We start from the raw sequence: 22,512 nt of genomic DNA, 5'->3' as shown, positions 1-22,512 counted from the left end.
TCCGATTCGATATCTGCGGCACCGTGTCGATGGTGAGGTGCCTTCAGTAGTGCTGATCTAATCTAGCCGATTCTGCGCCGAAGGCCGCACTGGACCCCCTCGAACCGGCTGATCCGGGCCCTGTTTGGGAGTCCTCTCAGACGACCGGCCCGGGGAGAACGAGTCTGTGGCACGATGGCTCTGTGACAGACGCCCTCGTGGATCATCGCCCCGAACGGGGCCGCCCGCGGTCCGGAACGGCCCGGCGCCCCGATCTCTCCGCGACCGAGCAGATCCTGGACGCGGCCGCCCAGCTCTTTGTGGAGCGCGGCTTCGCGGCCACCTCCACCCGCGCGATCGCCGACCGGGTGGGCATCCGCCAGGCCTCGCTGTACTACCACTTCCCGAGCAAGGAACAGATCCTCAAGGTGCTGCTGATGCGCACGGTGGAACCCTCCGTGCGGGTGGCGGGTTACCTCGAGGTCGCGCCGGCGCCGGCCGTGGTCCGGCTCGCCGCGCTGATCAGCTTCGACTCCGGGCAACTTGCCCGGTCCTCCTACAACATCGGCACGCTGTACTTCCTCCCCGAGATCCGCAATGAGCTCCTCGAACCGTTCCGACGCGAACGCGCCAGGCTCCGGGAGACCTACGCGGCACTCATCATGGCGAGTGTCGAGGCCTCCGTCCGCACCGATCTCGGCGGGACGGGAGGCGGCACCAGATCCGCCCTCGACTATCTGGTCGACGTGATTTTCGGCCTGGTGGAGAGCGTCATCGCCATCCGCGCCGATCGTCCGGACGAAGATGCGCCGACGCTGGTCTCCACGATCCTTTACAGCAGCCTGCGGGTGCTTGGCCATGACGGTGAGTCCGGTCACGGCATCACCGAGCGAGCGGGAACGCTGCTGAGGGAGATGCCCGACCCAGTCGTTGTTCCCGAGGCCTGAACGCCGCGTGCGCCGACGCACCACCCCGCTCGGGGAATGCTTGTGTGCTATTTAGCTTGAGTGCTAGATTGCGAACATGCAAGCTACGAGCACGCCCGAAGCCGTTGGCGATGTCTTCACCGCCCTGGCGCATCCCACTCGTCGGCAGATCCTGCAGGACCTGAAGGACGGAGAGTTGGCTGCGGGAGAGATTGCCGCACGGTTCCCGGCCACCGGGCCCACAATCTCCCGGCACCTGTCGGTCCTCCGGGTCGCTGGTCTGGTCACCGAGCGTCGGGACGCCAACCGCATCCTCTACGCGCTGGCGGGAGACCGCCTTGCCCTGTCGGTGGGGGACTTCCTTTCCACCGTCTGTCCAGAGCAGATGGTGCTGCGCAGCATTCGGCCGACAGCCCGCCCAGCCGTGTCACCAGACGCCGAGCCGGTCGGGGGATCCAAGAAGTCCGCCACGAAGGGGAATCAGCCGGCGTCGCACAAGGGTGCTCAAAAGAGGACCCGGAAGGCGCAGAAGTCTGCAGCACAGGCCGAGAAAGCCCAGAAGGCCGCCAAGTCGGTCCAGGACGACCGGTGACGGCCGTGAAACCGCGCCTGGCGGCCACTATCGAGCGTCGCCTTTTGATCAACTACCGGGTTGACCCCGAGGTGGCACTCCGGCTGCTTCCCGCCGGGCTGCGGCCCCAGCTGGTGAACGATCAGGCCGTCGCCGGCGTGTGCCTGCTGCGGCTCGGCTCCCTGCGACCGGCATGGGTCGCCCCGGCAGTCGGGTGGGGCGCCGAGAACGCCGCGCATCGGATTGCCGTGGAGTGGGACGACGCGCACGGAACCCAGGTGGGCGTCTATATTCCCGAGCGGCACAGCGCCTCCTGGCTGCCCGTCGTCGCGGGTGGGCGCCTGCTTCCCGGGGTGCATCACCATGCGCGTTTCGCCGGCCACGAGACGGATGGCCATATCGAGGTGACCATGACAGCCCCAGGCACCCACGTGCACGCGGCGGTCGACCTCACAGAGGACTGGACAAGTGACCTCTTCGCGAGCGTTGAGGACGCCTCGGCGTTCTTCCGGAACGGGGCCGTGGGCTGGTCGCCGAGCCGGGACGGTCGCCGCCTCGAGGGATTGCGCCTCGAGACGACGCGATGGCAGGTCACGCCGGGCCGGGCCCGGGCGGTGCGGTCCTCGTTCTTCGCCGCCCTCCCCGCCGGCACGGCCACCCTCGACAGCGTCCTCGTCATGCGCGATGTTCCCATCACCTGGGCGGTGGTGGCAGGCCCGACGGCGTCGGCAGGTGATCCGGCTCGCCGTGCCCGGCTCGCCTAGATCGCTCGATGGACCTGGACCGGAGGGAGCCGGATCAGACGAGCCGGGGCACCGCCGCGAGCAAGGCCTCGGTGTACGGATGGGCCGGTTGCGCAAAGACCTGCTCCGCCGGTCCCGTCTCGACGATGCGGCCAGCGTGCATCACGGCGACCTGGTCGCTGACGTGCTGGATCACACCCAGGTCGTGCGAGATGAACAGCAGGGTCAGCGCCAGCTCGCGCTGAAGCTCGTCGAGCAGGTCGAGAACCTGGGCCTGCACACTCACATCGAGCGCGGACACCGGCTCATCGCAGATCAGGATCTGCGGACGGGAGGCCAGTGCGCGGGCTATGCCCACCCGCTGTCGTTGCCCTCCCGACAGATCGGTCGGCCGACGGTCGAGCAGGGCGGCCGACAGGCCGACATCGTCCAGCAGTGCGCCCACCCGCGCCTCGCCGGCCCGGCGGTTGGCCCCGTCGCGCCCGTCGGGTGCGGCGACGGCCACAGCGTGCCGCAGGATCTCGCGCACGCTCAGCCTGGGGTCGAAGGAGGCGAGCACATCCTGGTACACGGCTCCTACTAATCTGCGCCGAGCGCGGCGCTGTTTCTCGGGCAACACGCTCCACGGTTCGCCGAGGAGCCGCACCACGCCCGAGTCCGCCGGAGTGAGCGCCAGGGCCAGACGGGCCGTGGTGGTCTTGCCCGAGCCGGACTCGCCCACGATGCCCAGGGTGCGGCCGCGCGGCAGGCTGAAGTTCACGTCGTCGACGGCATGCTGCACGGTGCCGTGCGGACCTCGGAAGGTCTTGTTCAGCCCGATGCCCTCCAGGGCCAGGTCGGGACTGGAGGGCGTCCGGGCGTCGGGAGCGGCGCCCGGGGACCCGGAGGTCACCTCAGTTGCCGGCGCACTCGGGCGTTCGGCCACGCGCAGACGGCCCGCCCCGGCGGTCTGCTCCGGTGTGAGTAACGGTTCCGGTGCGGGCGCCAGCCTGGTTCCCCGCGGCTTGTCCACGGGAACCGCGGCGAGCATCCGCCGCGTCTCGGGGTGCGTGGGGCGACCGAGCACCTCGTTCGGCGTTCCGGTCTCGATGATCCGGCCGTCGTGCATGACCGCGATCCGGTTGGCGATGCGGCTGACCACGGCGAGGTCGTGGCTGATCAGCAGGATGGCGGTGCCGCGGTCGCGGATCTCCTCGAGCAGGTCGAGCACCTGGGCCTGCACGGTGACGTCCAGCGCCGTGGTGGGTTCGTCGGCGATCAGCAGCGGGGGATCGAGGGCGAGCGCGGCCGCGATGAGCGCCCGCTGGCGCTGGCCGCCGGAGAGCTCCCCGGACAACCGGCCGGCGTAGAGTTCGGGGTCGGGCAGGCCGACGGCGGTGAGGACCTCGAGCACCCGTCTGCTGCGGGCAGCACCGTCGAGCTTCGTGTGGAGGCGCAGCGAGTCACCGATCTCCCGCGCAATCGGGCGAAGCGGGTCGAGCGAGGCGAGAGCATCCTGCAGTACCAGGCCCACGTCACGGCCCCGGCGTCGGCGCCAGGCGGACTCGTTGAGGCCGAGCACCGATTCGCCGGCCAGGCTGATTTCGTCGGCGCTGACCTGCGCGCCGGCCCCGGCGAGACCCAGCAGGCTGCGGGCGGTGACGCTCTTGCCCGACCCGGACTCGCCGACGATCGCCAGGCATTCGCCCGGTGCCAGCTCCAGGGACACGCCGCGCACCACGGTCTGGGAGCCGAACCCGACGGAGAGATTCCGGACGCGCAGCGCCGGCGCGGGCCGGCCGCTCATCGGCACGGCCAGCGGGACAGCGTCGGCGGCGCTCATGCGTGCCTCATCCGGCGTTCGATCGCTCGCCCAAGGGCCGTGGCGCACACGGCGGTCAGCACGATGAACAGGCCGGGGAAGAAACTCATCCACCACGCTGATGTGATGTACGTGCGGCCGGCCGCGAGCATCGCGCCCCATTCGGCCGCCGGCGGCTGGGCGCCCAGGCCCAGGTAGCTCAGGGCGGCGGCCCAGACGATGGCCTGGCCCACACCGAGGGTGCCGAGAACGAGCAGGGGCGCCAGGGTGTTGGGCAGGATGTGCCGGCCGAGGATGCGCGCGCGGCTCAGGCCCTGCACCGTGGCGGCCTCGACGAACGCGGAGGAGCGCACCCGCACCAGCTGGGCACGGATGATGCGCGCGTATCCCGGTGCCGTCGACAGCCCGACGGCCACGATCGCGCTGCCGGCTCCTGGGCCGAAGACGAGGATGAACAGGAGCGCGAGCAGCAGGCCGGGGAAGGCGAACAGCACCTCGAGGAACCTGTTGACCGTGAAGTCCACGGCGGCGCCCAGCGTGCCGGCGGCGGTTCCGAGCACGGCGCCGAGGCCCAACCCGATCAGGGTGGCCGAGACGCCGATCACGAGCGAGTCGCGGGCGCCGTCGATCACCCGGGTATAGATGTCCCGGCCGGACTCGTCGGTGCCGAACCAATGCGTCCAGGATGGCGCACCGAATGCCGACAGCGGGTCGATCGCGAGCGGATCTCCCGGTGCCAGCAACTGGGGGGCGATGGCCGCAGTCAGCAGCAGCAGGGCGAGCAGGCCGGCCGCGATCTCGACGGCGTTGATCCGGGGACGCCGAGCGGCTTCAGCCGGTCGGCCGCTCTGTTCTGCATCCTGAGCACCCGGCCGGCCGGCTGCGGAGGCGGTGATCTCGAGTTCGCTCACTGTGCTCCTCCGGGGGTGCGGGTGTTTGTCGTGGGGCGCGGATCGGCCAGGCGGGAGGCCAGGTCGGTGAGGATCGTCATGAGGATGTAGGCGAGCGCGACGACCATCACAACTCCGATCACCACGGGTACGTCGCGCACCGTGACGGCGTTGAGCAGGGTGCGGCCGAGTCCTGGGCGGGCGAAGACGGTCTCGACCACCACGGCGCCGCTGATCAGTGAGCCGAAGGCCCAGCCGGACAGGCCGATGGCGGGCAGGGCCGCGTGCCGGAGAGCGTGGCGCCACAGAACACCGCGCTCGCTCTCCCCGCGGGCGCGGGCCGAGAGCACGAACGGGGACTCCAGGGCCGTGGTCAGGCTCTCCCGCATCACCTGGCCGAGAAACCCGGCCAGGGGGATGGCCAAGGTGAGCACCGGCAGCACGAGGCCGCGCGCATCCGCGGTGCTGATCGGCGGCAGGATGCCCCACCAGACACTGGCGACCACTATGAGGGTCGTGGCCAGCCAGAAGTGCGGCAGCGCCGCCGCGACGATCTCCAGGCCCGATCCGATGCGCCGGGCCATCGCGCCACGTCCGGTGGACCAGGTGGCCAGGCCGAGGGCGAGGAGCCAGGCGACGGTGAGGGACAACACCGCCAGCAGCAGGGTGCCGCCGAGCTGGCTGAGCACCAGGGGACCCACGTCCATGTTCAGGGCGTACGAGCGGCCCAGGTCGCCCGTGGCGAGGCGGCCCAGCTGGGCGAGGTACTGCAGGAAGACAGGCTGGTCGAGACCGTACTCGGCGCGCACAGCCGCGAGAGCCTCAGGTGAGGTCTGCGACCCCGGCCCGCCGAGGATGGCTTCGGCAGGGTCACCGGGGATCAGCCGGACGGCGAAGAAGGTGAGCGTGGCGACCGCCCACAGCACGAAGACGGCGCCGCCGAGCCTCCGTGCGAGCGGCCAGCCGATCAGCACGCCGAGCCGCCGGACGCGCCGCCCGCCGGAGCTGCGGGCAACCGTCAGCGGCTCAGCCATGCGTCGTAGAAGGTGGGCGTCGACACCGTCGGCAGGGCGCGGGCGCCCTGGACGGCCGTGCCGAGCAGGAAGTGGTTCTGCTGGTCGTAGAGCGGCAGGATGTAGAAGCCCTCGAGGATGAGGTCCTGCGCGTCGGCGTAGAGCGCGGAGCGTTCGTCGGCGTCATTGGTCTGGTCGGCGAGGGTGAGGAGCGAGTCAAGCTCCGGGTCGTTCACCTGGGCGTGGTTGGCGAAATAGCCGCTCGGTGCCGGGGTGATGCCGTCGGAGTGGAAGAGGATCCGCAGGACGTCGGGCCCGACTTTGGTATAGGGCGCGCTCACGGCGTCGTAGGCGTTGCTGCCGAGGGCCGTGTACCAGCTGGAGAGATCGAGCTTGGTCAGCTGCACGTCGAACCCGGTCTCCTTGGCGGTCGCCTGGATCTGTTCGAACAGGGACTGCTCGGCCGGGATGGACTGGTTGGTGCTCACCGGGAAGACCACGGTGAGGCGCACGCCGTCCTTGGTGCGGTACCCGTCAGCGTCCTTCTCGGACCAGCCGGCTTCATCGAGCAGGGTAGCGGCGGCCGCGGGGTCGTAGTCGAAGAGCTCCTGGCGCGAGACGCCGAGGGGCTCGACGCTCGACAGGGCCGAGTAGGAGCGCTCCGCGCTGCCCTGGAACAGGGATGCAACGGCGTCGTCGACATTCGCCGAGCGGATGAACGCCTCGCGCACGGCCGCATCGTTGAACGGTGCCTTGCCCGAGTTCAGCTCGATCCGGTTGGAGGCGCCGGGCCGTGGGGCATCCAGGTGCACGATGGAATCGCTCTGCTCGGCCTGGGCGATCGTGTCGGGCTGGGCGTTGTCGATCACGTTTACCTCGCCGGCCTGCAGCGCGGCATAGCGGGAGGCCGAATCGGGGATGAAGCGCCAGACGATGGTGTCGAGGTAGGCCGGTCCGTCGTGCTCGGCGTCGGCGGGCGGGGAGGTGTAGTCGTCGTTCCGCACCAGGGTGATCGCGTTCTGCTTCACCCAGGAGTCGACGACGAACGGTCCGGTGCCCACCGGGGCGGCGCAGTTGTCATCCTGGCTGCGCTCCAGTGCGGTGGGGGACTCGATGCCCAGCCACGGCTGGGAGAGCGACTCGAGCAGGGCACTGTCTGGCTGGGAAAGCGTGAAACGCACAACCGAGTCGGAGACGGCCTCGGTGCCGGTGACCTTCGCCAGGGCCAGGTAGCCCGTGGACGACCCGGTCGCGGGGTCCTGCAGGTGGGCGATGTTGGCCTGCACGGCCGCGGCGTCCAGCGGCGTGCCGTCGGAGAAGGTGACGCCGTCGCGCAGCGTGAACTCCCAGGTCAAGCCGTCGTCACTGACGGTCCAGCTGTCGGCCAGCCAGGGGATGACGGTGCCCTTCGAGTCGAGGGAGACCAGCGATTCGAGGTACTGGGTGCTCACCAGGGCCTGCGGGTAGTTGCCGCCCACGTGCGGGTCGAGGCAGGTGGGTTCCGCGTCGCCGGAGGCGTAGGTGAGGGTTCCACCCGCCGTCGGGGTCGACGAGGCCTGGGGGGCGGCGCTGGTGCAGCCGGTGAGCGCAAGGCCGAGGACGGTGACGCCGGCCGCGAGGGCCACGCCGAGCGGGCGCCGGGTCGAGAGGAGCGGTATGGATCGAACGAGTGCCGGACGGGGCATGCGATGGGCTCTTTTCACGGGTGCGGAATGCTGGGGGGAGACGGGCGTCGACGGTCGGGCGGCCGGGGGACCGGCCATGATGTCTGCTTCGAGGGCTGCTGTGCCATTATTGGACTCGGTCCAAAAACCGAAGACGTCGAGTCCCATCGTAGAACACGAAAGAACCATGAACGATTCCCGCACCGTCGGCCGCCCTCGCGGCTCCTCCCGGGCGATGCTCGAAGAGGCCGCCGCCGAGCTGTTCCTCGAGCAGACCTACGCCAAGACCACCATCGGTGACATCGCGCGGCGAGCCGGCGTGAGCCGCAACACGTTCTTCAACTACTTCTCCGCCAAAAGCGACCTGCTCTGGGTGGATGTCGATGCGGGCCTCGCCGCCCTGCCAGACGCGCTCGCCGAGTGTGACCGCAGCGCCGCCGTGACCGGTGCGGTGCGTCAGGCGCTGCTGCGGGTGGCCGCGGGGTTCGGGCCCGGCCGGGTGCCCTGGTCCGTCACCCAATACGAGCTGATGGCCACGGCCAGCGAGCTGGAGGCATCCGCCCTCGCCCGGTTTCTGGTGCAGGTGGGCCTGGTGCGGGAATTCGTGGGGGCCCGTCCCGGGCACTCCGCCGACACCGACCCGGTAGGGCGCGCCTTCTCCACCGCCGTAGTGGCCGCCGCGGCCGCTGCCGCCACGGAGTGGGCCGGCGCCGGAGTCGCGCGCGGCGATCTGGCCGCCTATGTGGATGCGGCGATCACTCCGGTCTGCGCCGGATTCGGTCCTGTTCTCGATCACGGCTGACCCGCCCGGCGCCAGAGTCGACGGGCGCGGTAGTATGAACCGACGTTGATCCGGCCATCACCGGGGAGTCTTCGGAAGAACAGTGGAATCGCACCCCGGTGCGAGACCAGCCAGTAGAGCCGAACGGGTCGGGCCCGTCACAGCCTTTGTATGAGCGGTCGTTCGCCTGCACGGGAACGGCAAGCGAGGTGGTACCGCGTTATGCCCTGTCGGGGCGGGCGTCCTCGTGGAATAGGCCAGCGGCTTTTCACCCGCCTCGTCCAGGAGAACTATGACGTACCCGAAGTCCCCCGAAGACAACCAGTCCGATCCGGCCACCCCCGACGCTGCCGTCGTTCCCTCACCGAACTTCCCCCAGATCGAGGGCGAAGTGCTCGACTTCTGGGCGAAGGACGGCACGTTCCAGGCCTCCATCGACAACCGCGAGGGCGCCCCCGAGTGGGTGTTCTACGATGGCCCGCCGTTCGCCAACGGCCTGCCGCACTACGGCCACCTGTTGACCGGCTACGCCAAGGACCTGTTCCCGCGTTTCCAGACCATGCGCGGCAAGCAGGTGCACCGCCGGTTCGGCTGGGACACCCATGGCCTGCCGGCCGAGCTGGAGGCGGAGCGGAAGCTCGGCATCACCGACAAGAGCCAGATCGAACAGATGGGCCTGGCCGCGTTCAACGCCGTCGCCCGCGAATCGGTGCTCGAATACACCAAGGACTGGGAGACCTACGTCACCCGCCAGGCCCGTTGGGTCGACTTCGAGAACGACTACAAGACCCTCGACATCACCTTCATGGAATCGGTGATCTGGGCTTTCAAGGAACTGCACACCAAGGGACTGGCCTACGAGGGCTACCGGGTGCTGCCGTACTGCTGGCGCGACCAGACCCCGCTGTCCAACCACGAGCTGCGCATGGACGACGACGTCTACAAGATGCGCCAGGACCAGACCGTCACGGTCACCTTCCCGCTCGTGGGCGCCAAGGCCGAGACCCTCGGCCTCACCGCGGTGCGCGCCCTGGCCTGGACGACGACCCCGTGGACCCTGCCGACCAACCTCGCGCTGGCCGTGGGCCCTGACATCGTCTACGCCGTCGTCCCCGCCGGCCCCAACGGCACTCCGGATGCCGAGGTGCTGCGTGAACAGGCCGGCGCCGTGTCCGCCACCGAGGTTCTTGGCGGCGAATACCTGCTGGCCATCGACCTCGTCGGCAGCTACGCCAAGGACCTCGGCTACGAGAGCGCCGCCGACGCGACGGCGGCCATCAGCCGCACCATCACGGGACGCGAGCTCGAGGGCGTCTCCTACGACCGCCTCTTCGACTACTACGCCGACGAGAGCGAGTGGGGCACCCAGAACGCCTGGCGTTTCGTCGTCGCCGACTACGTCACCACCAGCGACGGCACCGGTATCGTGCACCAGGCGCCCGCCTACGGCGAGGAAGACCAGACGGTCTGCCAGGCCTACGGCATCCCGGTGATCCTGTCCCTCGACGACGGCGGCAAGTTCCTGCCCGAGGTCACCGAGGTCGCCGGGCAGCTCTGGAGCGACGCCAACAAGCCGCTCACCCAGCTGATCAAGTCGCAGGGCCGGCTGCTCCGCCAGGCCAGCTACGAGCACTCCTACCCGCACTGCTGGCGCTGCCGCAACCCGCTGATCTACAAGGCCGTGTCGAGCTGGTTCGTGCGCGTCACCGACTTCCGCGATCGTATGGTGGACCTCAACCAGGAGGTGAACTGGGTGCCGGAGAACGTCAAGGACGGCCAGTTCGGCAAGTGGATCGGCAACGCCCGCGACTGGTCGATCAGCCGCAACCGTTACTGGGGCTCGCCCATCCCGGTCTGGAAGAGCGACAACCCGGCCTACCCGCGCATCGACGTCTACGGTTCGCTCGACGAGCTCGAGGCCGACTTCGGCGTACGCCCCACCGACCTGCACCGCCCCTACATCGACGAACTCACCCGGCCGAACCCCGATGACCCCACCGGGCAGTCCACCATGCGGCGCATCGAGGATGTCCTCGACGTCTGGTTCGACTCCGGCTCGATGCCGTTCGCCCAGGTGCACTACCCGTTCGAGAACCGCGAATGGTTCGACAGCCACAACCCGGCCGACTTCATCGTGGAATATATCGGACAGACCCGCGGCTGGTTCTACCTGCTGCACGTGCTCTCCACGGCCCTGTTCGACCGGCCGGCCTTCAAGAACGTCGTCAGCCACGGCATCGTGCTCGGCAACGACGGCCAGAAGATGAGCAAGTCGCTGCGCAACTACCCCAACGTCAACGAGGTCTTCGACCGCGACGGCTCGGACGCCATGCGCTGGTTCCTGATGAGCTCGCCCGTTCTCCGCGGCGGCAACCTCATCGTCACCGAGGAGGGCATCCGCGAGGGCACCCGCCAGATGCTGCTGCCATTGTGGAGCACCTGGTACTTCTTCTCGCTCTACGCCAACGCCTCCGGCTACACCGCCACCTGGCGCACCGACTCCACCGATGTGCTCGACCGCTACCTGCTGGCCAAGACCCGCGACCTCATCGAGGACGTCACCGGCGACCTCGAGAAGCTCGACAGCACGCTGGCCGCCTCGCGCCTGCGCGACTTCGCCGACGTGCTCACCAACTGGTACGTGCGCCGCTCCCGCGACAGGTTCTGGGGCGGCGTCGCCGCCGACGGCACCGGGTCGGAAGCCTTCGACACCCTGTACACCGTGCTGGAAACCGTGACACGGGTCGCCGCCCCGCTGCTGCCCCTGATCAGCGAACGCATCTGGCAGGGACTGACCGGTGGCCGCAGCGTGCACCTCACCGACTGGCCCGACGCCACGGTCTTCCCCGCCGACCCCGGACTGGTCACGGCCATGGACCAGGTTCGCCTGATCAGCTCCACCGTGCTGTCGCTCCGCAAGAAGGCCGGCCTGCGGGTCCGCCTTCCGCTGGCGAACCTCACCGTGGTCACCACCGACACGAGCGCCCTGGCCGGGTTCGAGGGCATCCTGCGCGACGAGCTGAACGTCAAGGCGGTCACCCTCGTCGAGCAGGAGGCCGACAGCGCCGAGAGCTACGGCATCACCTCCAAGCTCACCGTCAACGCCAGGGCCGCAGGCCCCAGGCTCGGCAAGCAGGTGCAGCAGGTCATCAAGGCCGCCCGCACCGGAGACTGGTCCGAGACCGACGGTGTGGTCACCGCCGGCGGTATCGCCCTGGAAGCGGGGGAGTACGACCTGGAGTTGCAGGCGGCCTCCACCTCGGCCGACGCCGAGTCGGTGCTGCACAACGCCGCCCTCGCCCTGCTCACCGGCGGCGGCTTCGTGTTGCTGGAGACCACCACCACGCCTGAGCTGGAGGCCGAGGGCTTGGCCCGCGACCTGATCCGGGCCGTGCAGGACACCCGCAAGTCCGCCGGCTTCGAGGTCAGCGACCGGATCCGCCTCGACCTGGTCTTCTTCGACGAGGCCGACGCCGCCACATTCGCCCTCGCGAGCGGGGTCGACGTCGCCGGTGAGACCCTCGCCACCCGTTTCCTCACCCACACCGCTTCGGCCGACGCCGCCGGCACCCCCGCAGAATGGCTGCAGGGCCTGACCGGCTCGGTCGTCGAGCACTACGTGCGCTTCGAGGCCGACCACTACGCGAACCACGGACCGGTCATCGTTGCCGTCGCCCGCGAAAAAGGAACCATCAATGTCTGACGACTACTACCCCGACGAATTCCGTGACGCCGGCGACGCCGTGCTCGCCGCGCTGCTGGAGCGGGTGGGCGAGAGCGCACCCCAACCGAGGCTGCAGGCCACCCGCCGCGCGGTCGAGTTGCTCGGCGACCCGCAGAACTCGTACCCGATCATCCACGTCACCGGAACCAACGGCAAGACCAGCACCAGCCGCATCATCGAGAGCATCCTGCGCGCCTACGGGCTGCGCACCGGGCTGCTGGTCAGCCCGCACCTCGTGCGGCTGAACGAACGCATCGTGATCGACGGGCAGTCCATCACCGACGAGGCCCTGGCCGCGAACTGGGCCGATATCCAGCCGTACCTGCAGATGGTCGACGCCGAACTCGCGACAGCCGGCGACGAACCGCTCACCTTCTTCGAGGCCCTCACCGTTCTCGCGTTCGCCTGTTTCGCGGATGCGCCGGTCGACGTGGTCGTGCTCGAGGTCGGCATGGGCGGCGAATGGGACTCCACCAACGTCGCCGACGGTCAGGTAGCCGTGTTCACGCCCATCGCGCTCGACCACACCAGGCGGCTCGGCAGCACCATCGCCGAGATCGCGCGCACCAAGTCCGGCATCATCAAGCCCGCGGCGGCCGTCGTGACCGCCGCCCAGCTGCCGGAGGCATTGGCCGAATTGAGCCGGGCGGCCGAGCTCACCGAGTCGACCCTGGTCGGCGAGGGAGGCGACTTCGCCCTTCTGGCCAGCCACGTGGCCGTCGGCGGTCAGCTCATCTCGGTGCGCGGCATCGCCGGCACCTACTCGGAGCTCTTCCTCCCGCTCTATGGCACCCACCAGGCCCAGAACGCGGCCGTGGCCATCGCCGCCGTCGAGTCGTTCCTCGGCGCGGGCAGCCAGGCCCTCGTCGAAGACATCCTGGTCGAGGGCCTGGCCACGGCGACCTCGCCCGGCCGCCTGCAGTTGGTCGGCATCGAGCCGACCGTGCTCGTGGATGCTGCGCACAACCCGCACGGTGCGCTCGCGCTGTCGGCGGCTTTGGAGAGCTATTTCGACTTCGACGAGATCGTCGTCGTGGTCGGCATCCTCGAGGACAAGGACGCCGCGGGCATCATCGATGCCCTTCGCCCCGCCGTCGCCCGCTTCCACGTGACGCAGTCGCACTCCGAGCGTGCGATCCCGGTCGACGACCTGGCCGACCTGGTCGCCGAGCACGTCGGCGACGCCGACACCTTCCGCTTCGGCGACCTCGCGCAGGCCCTCGACGCGGCCCGCGGCTGGGCTCAGGATGCCCCCAAGCGCGCCGTGCTGGTCGCGGGATCGATCACCCTCGTCGGTGACGCCGTGGCGTTGGCCGACGCGGGGGACTGGATGACCCCGTGAGTGCACAGCGGGCGTCGTCCGTACGGCGTTCGCTCGCGTCGATCGTGCTCGGATTCGAGCTGATCGTGGTGTTCCTGGCCACTCTGGTGATCTTCGGGCTCAGCGACCTGCCGGCCTGGGTCACCCTGGGCGGTGGAGCGCTGCTCTGCCTGATCATGGTCGGCACCCTCGGGTTGCTACGGTACAACTGGGCCTACGGGGTCGGCTGGGCCGTGCAGGTCGTCATGGTCGCCACCGGATTCCTCAACCCGGCGATGTTCTTCGTCGGGGCACTTTTCGCCGGCATGTGGACCTACTGCATGATCACCGGCTCACGCATCGACAGACAGAACAAGTAGACAGATAGCACAAGGAGAACTCATGACTAACGTTCAGGAAACACTCGTATTGGTCAAGCCCGACGGCGTTGCCCGCAACCTCTCCGGCGAGATTCTGCGCCGGATCGAGGCGAAGGGGTACTCCCTCGTCGACATCAAGCTCGTGCAGGCCGAGCGCACGCTCCTCGCCGAGCACTACGCCGAGCACGCCGGCAAGCCGTTCTTCGAACCGCTCGTCGAGTTCATGGAGAGCGGGTCCATCCTCGCCTTGCGTATCGCCGGTGACCGTGTGATCGAGGGCTTCCGCGCCCTGGCCGGCACCACCGACCCCACCACGGCCGCCCCCGGAACCATCCGCGGCGACCTCGGCCGCGACTGGGGCCTGAAGGTGCAGCAGAACCTGGTGCACGGCTCGGACTCGCCCGAGTCGGCCGCCCGCGAACTGGCGCTCTGGTTCGCCTAACCACCCCGCGAACTGAGAGAAAAGCCCCGAAAACGTCGAGTTTTCGGGGCTTTTCTCACAGTTCGCGGAAGGTAGTGACCGGGCTAGAGGCGGTGCAGGAAGTCCATTTGGAGCTGCGCGATCGTGGCGGCCACCAGGTAGCAGGCGATGGTGATCACGAAGATCCACGAGTAGGCGCCAGCCGCCAGACGTCGCACACGCGCCGAACCCGGGATGATGCCGGTCTTGAGGTTGTACAGCGTCACGGCCAGGAACACCGGGATCGTCACCGTCCAGGTGACCATGCACCACGGGCACAGCACGTCGAGGACGAAGAAGCTCTGCCCCATCAGCCAGATCACAAAGGCCATCGCGCCGGTCACGCCGATGTTCAGGCCCAGCCAGAACCACCGCGCGAAGCGGGCGCCGGAGAGGATCGCGGCGCCGATGGTGATCACGACGCTCCACGCGGCCACCCCGATCAGCGGGTTCGGGAAGCCGAACAGCTCGCCCTGCCAGGAGCCGAGGTTGGTGCTGCAGCCCACCAGCACACTGAAGTTGCAGGACAGTTGCGCCGCGGGGTCTTCAAGCATCGTGAACTTGTCCAACGTGAGTGCGAACGCCGCCGCGAAGCCGATCGCCCCCGCGATGATCAGGAAAACCGCAAGACCGACCGGAGGCTTTTTTGACGTGGTGAATGGCACATTCGGATTATGCCATGTGTCGCGTACGCGACCCTGGGAATGCGTGCGATAATCGGAACAGTCGTTTGAGCCGCGCTCAAACCGATGCCAAAAGGCTTAATGGGCTTACATTCGCCCAGATTCATTGGTCCTAGACCAAAGGTATTAGCAACCAGAGCCACGGGCCGGTTGCGTCAACGCAATAGGATTCGCGGGGTTTTCGCGCAAGCGGAAGCGTCGCACGAGAGAGTAACCGAGTGAGTGGCGCGGTCACCCACAGCGGTCAAGGAGCGCACCAGTGATGGTGGAAGACAACGAAAACAAGAAGCGCAAGGGCCTGTTCGGCACTCGCAAGACAACCAGGAAGACAGCACCGGCGGCACCTGTAGAGCAGACCGCTCCGGCCGTCGAAGCTGCCGCGGCGCAGCCCGCCGTGGACGTGGACGCACTGAGCGCCGATGCACTCGACCAGCCCGTGGCCTTCCCGGCGCTGCCCACCCCGTTCGACGAGAACGTCGAGGAGGTCCGTCGCCCGACGACGTCCCTGATCTTCCAGGCTCCGGCGATCCTGCCGGTACCGGTGCGATCCGGTGGACGCGTGCTCGACGACGAGGACGACGACTCCGAAGAAGCCTCGACCGTGCGCCGTCGTGCCCGCCGCCGCACCGGTGAAGAGGGCCGCAGCGACGACCCGGCCAACACCGTTGTCCGCGTCCGCACCCCCCGCGAGCCCGAGCTCATCACTGAACCGCAGCGGATCAAGGGTTCCACACGCCTGGAGGCGAAGAAGCAGCGCCGGCGCGACGGCCGCGACGCCGGCCGTCGACGTCCCGTCATCACGGAGGCCGAGTTCCTGGCCCGCCGCGAGTCGGTCGACCGCGCCATGATCGTGCGCGCCAAGCACAACAAGATCCAGATCGGTGTTCTCGAAGACGGCGTGCTGGTCGAGCACTACGTGGCCAAGAACCAGGATGCGTCGCTGATCGGCAACGTCTACCTCGGCCGGGTGCAGAACGTGCTGCCCAGCATGGAAGCCGCCTTCGTCGACATCGGCCGCGGCCGGAACGCCGTGCTCTACTCCGGTGAGGTCGACTGGGATGCCGCCGCGGTGAACTCCCCGGGGAACGCCCAGACCCGACGCATCGAGCTGGCCCTCAAGCCTGGCGACAAGGTTCTCGTGCAGGTCACCAAGGACCCGATCGGCCACAAGGGCGCCCGGCTCACCAGCCAGGTCTCCCTGCCCGGCCGCTACCTCGTCTATGTGCCGAACGGCTCCATGAACGGCATCAGCCGCAAGCTGCCGGACACCGAGCGGGCCCGCCTGAAGAAGATCCTCAAGGAGGTCCTGCCCGACAACGTGGGCGTCATCGTGCGCACCGCCGCCGAGGGCGCGACCGACGAACAGCTCACCCTCGACGTCAACCGCCTGACCGCACAGTGGGCATCCATCGCCAAGCAGGTCGAAACCGTGTCTGGGCCCGCTCTGCTGCACAGCGAGCCGGACCTGCTGATCAAGATCGTGCGTGATGTCTTCAACGAGGACTTCCACAAGATGGTCATCTCCGGTGACGACGCCCAAGAAGTCATCGAGTCCTACCTGCGCCAGGTCGCACCCGACCTCGTCGAGCGCGTCCAGCGCTACGAGGGCGAGCGCGACGCGTTCGACGAGTACCGCATCTCCGAGCAGATCGAGAAGGCGCTCGACCGCAAGGTCTGGCTGCCATCGGGCGGTTCGCTCGTGATCGACCGCACCGAGGCGATGACCGTTGTCGACGTCAACACCGGCAAGTTCGTCGGTTCGGGTGGAAACCTTGAAGAGACCGTCACCAAGAACAACCTCGAAGCGGCCGACGAGATTGTGCGCCAGCTGCGCCTGCGCGACATCGGCGGCATCATCGTGGTCGACTTCATCGACATGGTGCTCGAGTCCAACCGGGACCTGGTGCTCCGCCGCCTCGTCGAATGCCTCAGCCGCGACCGCACCAAGCACCAGGTCGCCGAGGTCACCTCGCTCGGTCTCGTGCAGATGACCCGCAAGAAGCTCGGCCTCGGCCTGCTCGAGTCGTTCAGCGAGAACTGCGAAGCCTGCGCCGGACGTGGAATCGTCATCCACCACGACCCCGTCGTCAAGCACCGCCAGACCGCGCAGCCCGCTCAGGAGCGTCGCCCGCGCAGCAAGTCCAACGGCAACGGCGGGGCCGGGCACGACGCCCAGGGCTCAGGCCAGCGCGGCAACGGCAACCAGAACTCGGGCCAGGCTCATGCAGCGTCCGCGCTCACGGATGCCGCCAAGGCCGGCCACGGCACGCACGGGATCACCGAGGACGCCAAGCATGCCCTCGCCCTGATCGCCGCGCGTACCATCAGCCGCTCGCTGACCGGCTCCATCCCCGTGATCGCGCCGGAGACGGCTGCGCCGGCAGCCGACGTCGCCACCGGCGTCCCCGCCGACGTCGCCTCAGGTGCCCCGGCCGACGTCGCGCCCGGCGCCGACAGCGTCGACACCGCGTCTGCGGGCCGTTCGACGTCTCGCGGCTCACGCTCCGGCAACCGGTCGGGCGGCCGCAACGGCCAGTCGAACGGCCAGTCCCCCGAGAACGCACCGGAAGCGCAGGCCGTCCAGGCTCCCGCAGCCGTAGAGCCCGAGCCCGCCGCGGCGGTTCAGGCGACCGTTACGGCTCCGGAGGCCGTGTCGGCCGACTCGTCGGAGGACGTCGCCATCCTCGACATCCCCGTGCAGAAGTCGCCCCGCAGCCGCCGTCCGGTGAGCAAGCAGGTCACCGACCAGCTTCTCGACTCTGTGCTGGACGCCCTGCCGGAGCCCAAGCAGCCCGGTCAGGGCCGCTCGCGCAGCCGCCGGGTCACCACGGCCGGCGGTCCGACCGCCACCGTGCAGCCGATCGTGGTTCCCACGCAAGACACCCCGTAACGGTCGCCGACCGTTCCCGGATCCACAGCGGTGCCGCCTTCGGGCGGCACCGCTGTTGTCGTCCTGCCCGACCTGACCGTCCGACCGGCGGCACCGGCTGCCTGACCAGCCCGCTGACCTGGAGCCCGACCCGGCACAGGTAAGATCGACGGATGCACAGCGACCGGGGGACGTCGCGACGGGTGCCCACCGGCCTCATCCTCGGTGTCGTACTGGTGGCCCTGGCCTTCACCGTCCGGGCGCTCAGTCCGGCCTTCGCCGGCTGGGGATTGCCGGACCGGGCGCAGGACACCATCACCCTCGCGCTGAGCGTGATCATCGAATCAGCGCCGTTCGTGTTCCTCGGCATCCTGCTCTCAACAGTGGTGCAGGTGTGGCTCCCGCACGGCTTCATCACCCGGTTCCTGCCCCGCCAACCCGTGCTTCGCCGGGCGTCGATCTCGCTCCTGGGCATGTTCTTCCCGGTCTGCGAGTGCGGCAACGTCCCGCTGGCCCGGGGATTCATGGTGGGCGGCTTCACCGTACCGGAGTCGATCACCTTCCTGCTGGCCGCGCCCATCCTGAACCCGGTCACGATCATCACCACCCACCAGGCGTTCGGGTTCAGCGATGGGATCCTGATCACCCGCATCGTGGCCGGGTTCGTGATCGCCAACGTGATCGGCTGGCTCTACAGCCGGCACCCCAACCCCGACAGCCTCCTGACCCGCACCTTCTCGGCGTCCTGCGCGGTACCCGATGCGCCGGGGGACGAGCACCTCGGGCATGAGGGCCACGGCCACGCCCCAGGCCGCCGGCCGGGCCGCATCGAACGGTCCGTGGACCTGTTCACCCGGGAGACCGCCGTGATCATGCCCGCCCTGTTCATCGGGTCGCTGATCGCGGCGCTCACCCAGGTCTTCGTGCCACGGTCGGTGCTTCTCGCGCTCGGCAGCAACCCGGTCTGGTCGGTGCTGGCCATGATGGCCCTGGCCTTCATCGTGGCGGTCTGTTCCAACGTGGACGCCTTCTTCGTGCTGTCCTTCGGCAGCACCTTCATGCCAGGCGGTATCGCCTCCTTCCTCACCTTCGGAGCCATGATCGACGTCAAGATGCTCGCCCTGATGCGCACCACCTTCACCACTCGCGCCCTCGTGCAGATCACCGCCCTGGTGGCCCTGATGAGCGCTGCCGCCGGTTTGCTGGTGAACTATGTGGCGTAAGGGCACGTCGCGCACAGCGGTGCCGCGTCAAGACCGTCAACACCTGTCTCGCAGAGACAAGCTGGCCGGCTATCTGGCCGAGCGCTGGCGCGGCATCGGGCTGAGCCTGGTGATCGTGGTGGCCACCATCTGGCTCGGTGTCACCGGGCAGCTCGGGTTGTACATCCACCCGCGCTACTTCATCTTCACCACGGTGATGGCCGTGCTCGGCCTCGCGTTCGTGGTGGCCAGCTTCATATTCCGCACCCCGGCAGCAAGGGAGCCGGAATCCGAGGGTTCGCCTTCCGCAGGCCGCAGGACGCTGGTGCTGGGGGGCAGTGCCCTGCTCCTGGCTGTCGCGGCGGTCACGGTGCTCGCCCTGCCGCCGGCAACGCTGACCAGCGCCACCGCCACCCAGCGCGAGGTCAACTCCGGCGGACTGGACAGCGAGGCCGCAGCCTCCGACGCCGCCGCCCTGGTGGGCAACGGCGACTATGAGCGCCTGAGCGTCAAGGAGTGGGTGTCGCTGCTCGCCCAATCGGAAGACCCCGCCCTGTACGCCGACAAAACGGCCAAGATCACCGGGTTCGTGCTGCCGGACGCCGCGGACCCCGAGAACGTGTTCTACGTGGCCCGGTTCGTGGTCACCTGCTGCGCCGTCGACGCCCAGCCCATCGGGGTCGCCGTCTACCAGCCGGGCTGGCAGGCGGACTACGACACCGACGACTGGGTGCAGGTGACCGGCACCTTCGTGAGCAACCCGAGCGTCCGTTCCGCCGACACGCTCGCGGTGCTGCCGACCACCATCGAGCCCGTCGACCAGCCGAGTGACCCATATGTCTACTGATCTTCCGTCAGCCGAACCGTCATACGAGCCGTCAGCCGAGCCCTCGGCACGGCCCTCGGTGGATGCCGCCGGACGACGGTTCCGGCGCACCCTCGCTGCGCTGCTCACGGGCCTGACCGTGCTGTGCCTGGCGCTGGTGGCCGTCAACGTGCTCAACGGTCCCCGGTTGACCGGGTCGGACGTCGACACGACCGCCGTGGTCACCGCCGCCAACCAGCGGCTCGTGCTGAACACGAACCAGCAGCTCGCCGAGGTGAGCGCCGACCAGGTCACCGTGAGCCCCGCCAGCGTCGTCGACGTGCAAACCCGGAACGACACCATCGTGATCGTGTTCGCCCAGCCACTCGCCTACGACACCGAATACACCGTCGACGTGAGCGCGGTCAGGGGACCGTTCGCCGACAGGTCCAGCAACCTGGCCGTGACGTTCCGCACCGACGAAGCGCCCCTCTACCTGCTCAGCCGATCCCCGGCCCTGCCGGGGGAGGCGACCAAGGCGCCGGACCGGATCGTGCGCACCACAGTCGGATCGGCCGAGACGAGCGTCGTGTTCACCGCCCCGTACATCCAGTCCTTCGTCCCCGTCGGCGACGAACTCGTGGTGGCCTCCCTCACGGACGACCTCACCAATGTGCTCAGCCTGGTCGACCCCGACGGCCGAGCCGCCGCGCTCACGCTGCCGGGCACCGGGACGGTGCACGACCTGCAAGCGTCACCGTCGTCGTCCACCGTCGGCTTCCGCTTCAGCAGCAGCCCCGGTGCGGCCGGCAACGCCTACGACAACACGCTGTTCCTGCTGGACCTGACCCGGGGCACCGTCGACACCGTGGCCGGGCTCGACGGCAAACCCGTCCAGGCCATCGCCTGGGGCTTCATGGCCAATCGCGCCGAGATCGTGGCCCAGCTCTTCGACACCACCCTGCTCCTGATCGACCCCAGGTCCGGAAGCGAAGCCGTGCCCATCCCGATCGGCCAATTCCCCAACCTGAACGCCTTCGCCCCCGACGGACTGCGTATCGCGGTCTCCGACCAAGGCAGCCAGTACATCCTCGACCTGTCCACCGGCACCGAGGCGGCCATCGTGCCTCAGGGTGTGGCCGGCACCACGCCGTACACCGCCGAACTGCACTTCCTCACCGGGGGAGAGGGGTACGTGCAGCGGGCGGCCGAATTCGACCAGGCCACCGGCCGTGTCACGCAGTCGCTCATCCTGGTGACCGGGGACGCGGCCACGCCGACGAGCCGAGTGGTCTACGTACCGGTTCTGCCCAACGAGACGATCGTGGGATTCACGGTGTCACCGAACGACCAGTACCTCGCCATCCAAACCGTGCCGAACAGTAAGACCCAGCAGAGCGACGGCTACCCGGTCGACCCTCAGGCCACCACGGCAACAACGGTGTTCGTGGAGTTGACCACCGGTGTCATCAGCCGGAGCATCGTGGGCATCGACGCCACCTGGTGACTCCGGGAGGTCAGTGACGGTGCGCGGCCTTGTCGCGCCGGTCCCGGCCCTTGACCCGTAGTCCGCTGGCCCGCAGCCGGGTGACCAGCCCACGGAAGTCGACGGGTTCGGCCCCCGCGGCCACCAGGCTGTCGTACCGCGCCTGGGGCACGTCATAGTGGTCGAGATCGAACCCGCGGCGGGGGATGCCCTGGGCGGCCGCGAAGGCATGCAACTCCGTCAGCGACGAGTCGCTCACCAGGTGCGACCAGAGCGTGCCGTGCGCCGGCCACGCCGGCTGGTCGATCAGTATGCCCATCCTGAAAGTGTATGGAGTATCCCGCCCCTAAGCTTGTCTCTGGCGGTGCCCTCCAACCGGGGCGCGACACACCCTCGTGAGATGGTTTGACCGGGGCTATCCGATCAGCTAAAGTCGAGTGTTGGTGTGCGTAGGACTGTGTCCACGTAACGCCCAAGGTTTTCTGAAGTGAGATGGTCCGACTTGGCCCATTTGCACTCGGTAACTTTCCATCATAGGAATCGGAGCCCCCGGGGTTCCCCAGAGATAGGTACGTAAAGTGGTTTACGCAGTTGTGCGCGCCGGTGGGCGGCAGGAGAAGGTAGAGGTCGGGACCATCGTAACGATGGACCGAATCAAGGCTGACAAGGACGGCAACGTCGAGCTGGCCGCCGTGCTTCTCGTCGACGGCGACAAGATCACCTCCGACTCATCGTCACTGGCCAAGGTCAAGGTCACTGCCGAGGTCCTCAACGACCTCCGCGGCCCGAAGATCGTCATCCAGAAGTTCAAGAACAAGACCGGTTACAAGAAGCGTCAGGGGCACCGTCAGGAGCTCACTCGCGTTCAGGTCACCGGCATCGCCTAGGCCCGAGGAGAATAACTAATGGCACACAAAAAAGGTGCGAGTTCCACTCGCAACGGTCGTGACTCCAACGCGCAGCGCCTCGGCGTGAAGCGCTTCGGTGGTCAGGTTGTCGGCGCAGGCGAGATCATCGTCCGTCAGCGTGGCACCCACTTCCACCCCGGCGTGAACGTCGGTCGTGGTGGCGATGACACCCTCTTCGCCCTCGAAGCCGGCTCGGTCGAGTTCGGTGCCAAGGGTGGCCGCAAGGTCGTCAACATCGTGGTGGCTGCCGCTTAGGCATCCACACAGCTTTTCAGCATGAGGGCGGGCTTCGGCTCGTCCTCATGTTTGTTTTTATCGCCACCTGAA

20 protein-coding genes are annotated in these 22,512 nt (G+C 68.5%); 14 read left to right on the top strand and 6 right to left on the bottom strand.

Annotated features, from left to right (window positions below):
• The first annotated feature begins 182 nt into the window (after positions 1-182).
• The 3 genes from E3T61_RS03575 (at position 183) to E3T61_RS03565 (ending at position 2,240) form a co-directional block, all read left to right on the top strand.
• Positions 183-926 (top strand): TetR/AcrR family transcriptional regulator, encoded by a 744-nt coding sequence (locus tag E3T61_RS03575; RefSeq protein WP_166793129.1) that lies wholly within the window; start codon positions 183-185, stop codon positions 924-926.
• Between the two features lie 76 nt (positions 927-1,002).
• A complete protein-coding gene (locus tag E3T61_RS03570; RefSeq protein WP_134639507.1) occupies positions 1,003-1,497 on the top strand; it encodes a metalloregulator ArsR/SmtB family transcription factor in 495 nt (164 codons plus the stop codon).
• Positions 1,494-2,240, top strand: coding sequence for a DUF2071 domain-containing protein (locus tag E3T61_RS03565; protein ID WP_198418631.1), 747 nt, complete (start codon positions 1,494-1,496; stop codon positions 2,238-2,240). Before E3T61_RS03570 ends, E3T61_RS03565 begins: the two co-directional genes overlap by 4 nt.
• A gap of 34 nt (positions 2,241-2,274) precedes the next feature.
• Here the strand turns inward: E3T61_RS03565 and E3T61_RS03560 are convergent, their stop codons facing one another.
• Genes E3T61_RS03560 through E3T61_RS03545 form a run of 4 tightly spaced genes read right to left on the bottom strand, consistent with a single transcriptional unit; the run spans position 2,275 to position 7,608 of the window.
• On the bottom strand, positions 2,275-4,041 hold the full coding sequence (locus E3T61_RS03560; RefSeq protein WP_241992359.1) for a dipeptide ABC transporter ATP-binding protein: 1,767 nt from the start codon (positions 4,039-4,041) through the stop codon (positions 2,275-2,277).
• Positions 4,038-4,931, bottom strand: coding sequence for an ABC transporter permease (locus E3T61_RS03555; protein ID WP_420898463.1), 894 nt, complete (start codon positions 4,929-4,931; stop codon positions 4,038-4,040). Before E3T61_RS03555 ends, E3T61_RS03560 begins: the two co-directional genes overlap by 4 nt.
• On the bottom strand, positions 4,928-5,944 hold the full coding sequence (locus tag E3T61_RS03550; protein ID WP_134639506.1) for an ABC transporter permease: 1,017 nt from the start codon (positions 5,942-5,944) through the stop codon (positions 4,928-4,930). Before E3T61_RS03550 ends, E3T61_RS03555 begins: the two co-directional genes overlap by 4 nt.
• On the bottom strand, positions 5,929-7,608 hold the full coding sequence (locus tag E3T61_RS03545) for an ABC transporter substrate-binding protein (protein WP_134639505.1): 1,680 nt from the start codon (positions 7,606-7,608) through the stop codon (positions 5,929-5,931). The genes E3T61_RS03550 and E3T61_RS03545 overlap by 16 nt, the downstream gene beginning before the upstream one ends.
• A 166-nt stretch (positions 7,609-7,774) precedes the next feature.
• On the opposite strand from E3T61_RS03545, the gene E3T61_RS03540 reads away from it, so the two are divergent.
• The 5 genes from E3T61_RS03540 (at position 7,775) to ndk (ending at position 14,214) form a co-directional block, all read left to right on the top strand.
• Positions 7,775-8,389 (top strand): TetR/AcrR family transcriptional regulator, encoded by a 615-nt coding sequence (locus E3T61_RS03540; RefSeq protein WP_134639504.1) that lies wholly within the window; start codon positions 7,775-7,777, stop codon positions 8,387-8,389.
• Between the two features lie 271 nt (positions 8,390-8,660).
• Positions 8,661-12,071, top strand: coding sequence for an isoleucine--tRNA ligase (gene ileS / locus E3T61_RS03535; RefSeq protein WP_134639503.1), 3,411 nt, complete (start codon positions 8,661-8,663; stop codon positions 12,069-12,071).
• Positions 12,064-13,434: a bifunctional folylpolyglutamate synthase/dihydrofolate synthase gene (locus E3T61_RS03530; protein ID WP_134639502.1), complete on the top strand. Its 1,371-nt coding sequence runs from the start codon at positions 12,064-12,066 to the stop codon at positions 13,432-13,434. Before ileS ends, E3T61_RS03530 begins: the two co-directional genes overlap by 8 nt.
• The gene (locus E3T61_RS03525; RefSeq protein WP_166793128.1) at positions 13,431-13,772 is read left to right on the top strand and encodes a DUF4233 domain-containing protein; all 342 of its coding nucleotides are present in this window, start codon (positions 13,431-13,433) and stop codon (positions 13,770-13,772) included. Before E3T61_RS03530 ends, E3T61_RS03525 begins: the two co-directional genes overlap by 4 nt.
• Positions 13,773-13,794: 22 nt before the next feature.
• Positions 13,795-14,214, top strand: a complete 420-nt coding sequence (gene ndk, locus E3T61_RS03520; protein WP_130178838.1) for a nucleoside-diphosphate kinase — start codon at positions 13,795-13,797, stop codon at positions 14,212-14,214.
• A gap of 83 nt (positions 14,215-14,297) precedes the next feature.
• Here ndk and E3T61_RS03515 read toward each other — a convergent pair whose 3' ends face one another.
• Positions 14,298-14,897: a vitamin K epoxide reductase family protein gene (locus E3T61_RS03515; protein WP_134639500.1), complete on the bottom strand. Its 600-nt coding sequence runs from the start codon at positions 14,895-14,897 to the stop codon at positions 14,298-14,300.
• Between the two features lie 280 nt (positions 14,898-15,177).
• On the opposite strand from E3T61_RS03515, the gene E3T61_RS03510 reads away from it, so the two are divergent.
• From E3T61_RS03510 to E3T61_RS03495, 4 genes are all read left to right on the top strand, one after another.
• Positions 15,178-17,805, top strand: coding sequence for an Rne/Rng family ribonuclease (locus E3T61_RS03510; RefSeq protein WP_134639587.1), 2,628 nt, complete (start codon positions 15,178-15,180; stop codon positions 17,803-17,805).
• Between the two features lie 152 nt (positions 17,806-17,957).
• The gene (locus tag E3T61_RS03505) at positions 17,958-19,007 is read left to right on the top strand and encodes a permease (protein WP_134639499.1); all 1,050 of its coding nucleotides are present in this window, start codon (positions 17,958-17,960) and stop codon (positions 19,005-19,007) included.
• Positions 18,997-19,833, top strand: a complete 837-nt coding sequence (locus tag E3T61_RS03500; protein ID WP_134639498.1) for a TIGR03943 family putative permease subunit — start codon at positions 18,997-18,999, stop codon at positions 19,831-19,833. Before E3T61_RS03505 ends, E3T61_RS03500 begins: the two co-directional genes overlap by 11 nt.
• A complete protein-coding gene (locus E3T61_RS03495; protein ID WP_134639497.1) occupies positions 19,823-21,298 on the top strand; it encodes a YncE family protein in 1,476 nt (491 codons plus the stop codon). The genes E3T61_RS03500 and E3T61_RS03495 overlap by 11 nt, the downstream gene beginning before the upstream one ends.
• A gap of 10 nt (positions 21,299-21,308) precedes the next feature.
• Here the strand turns inward: E3T61_RS03495 and E3T61_RS03490 are convergent, their stop codons facing one another.
• Positions 21,309-21,596, bottom strand: coding sequence for a DUF4031 domain-containing protein (locus E3T61_RS03490; protein ID WP_134639496.1), 288 nt, complete (start codon positions 21,594-21,596; stop codon positions 21,309-21,311).
• A gap of 259 nt (positions 21,597-21,855) precedes the next feature.
• Between E3T61_RS03490 and rplU the strand changes: the two genes are divergently transcribed.
• Both rplU and rpmA read left to right on the top strand, forming a co-directional pair.
• Positions 21,856-22,164 carry a 50S ribosomal protein L21 gene (rplU, locus tag E3T61_RS03485; protein WP_110127466.1) on the top strand — a complete coding sequence of 103 codons (309 nt, stop codon included), beginning with the start codon at positions 21,856-21,858 and terminating at the stop codon, positions 22,162-22,164.
• An 18-nt stretch (positions 22,165-22,182) separates the two neighbouring features.
• Entirely contained in the window at positions 22,183-22,440 is a 258-nt protein-coding gene (rpmA, locus tag E3T61_RS03480) for a 50S ribosomal protein L27 (RefSeq protein WP_066595878.1), read from the top strand.
• The last annotated feature ends 72 nt before the right edge of the window (positions 22,441-22,512 follow it).

Source organism: Cryobacterium lactosi (assembly GCF_004403945.1).
Taxonomy (GTDB): domain Bacteria; phylum Actinomycetota; class Actinomycetes; order Actinomycetales; family Microbacteriaceae; genus Cryobacterium; species Cryobacterium lactosi.
This window is presented reverse-complemented; position numbering and strand designations above follow the sequence as displayed.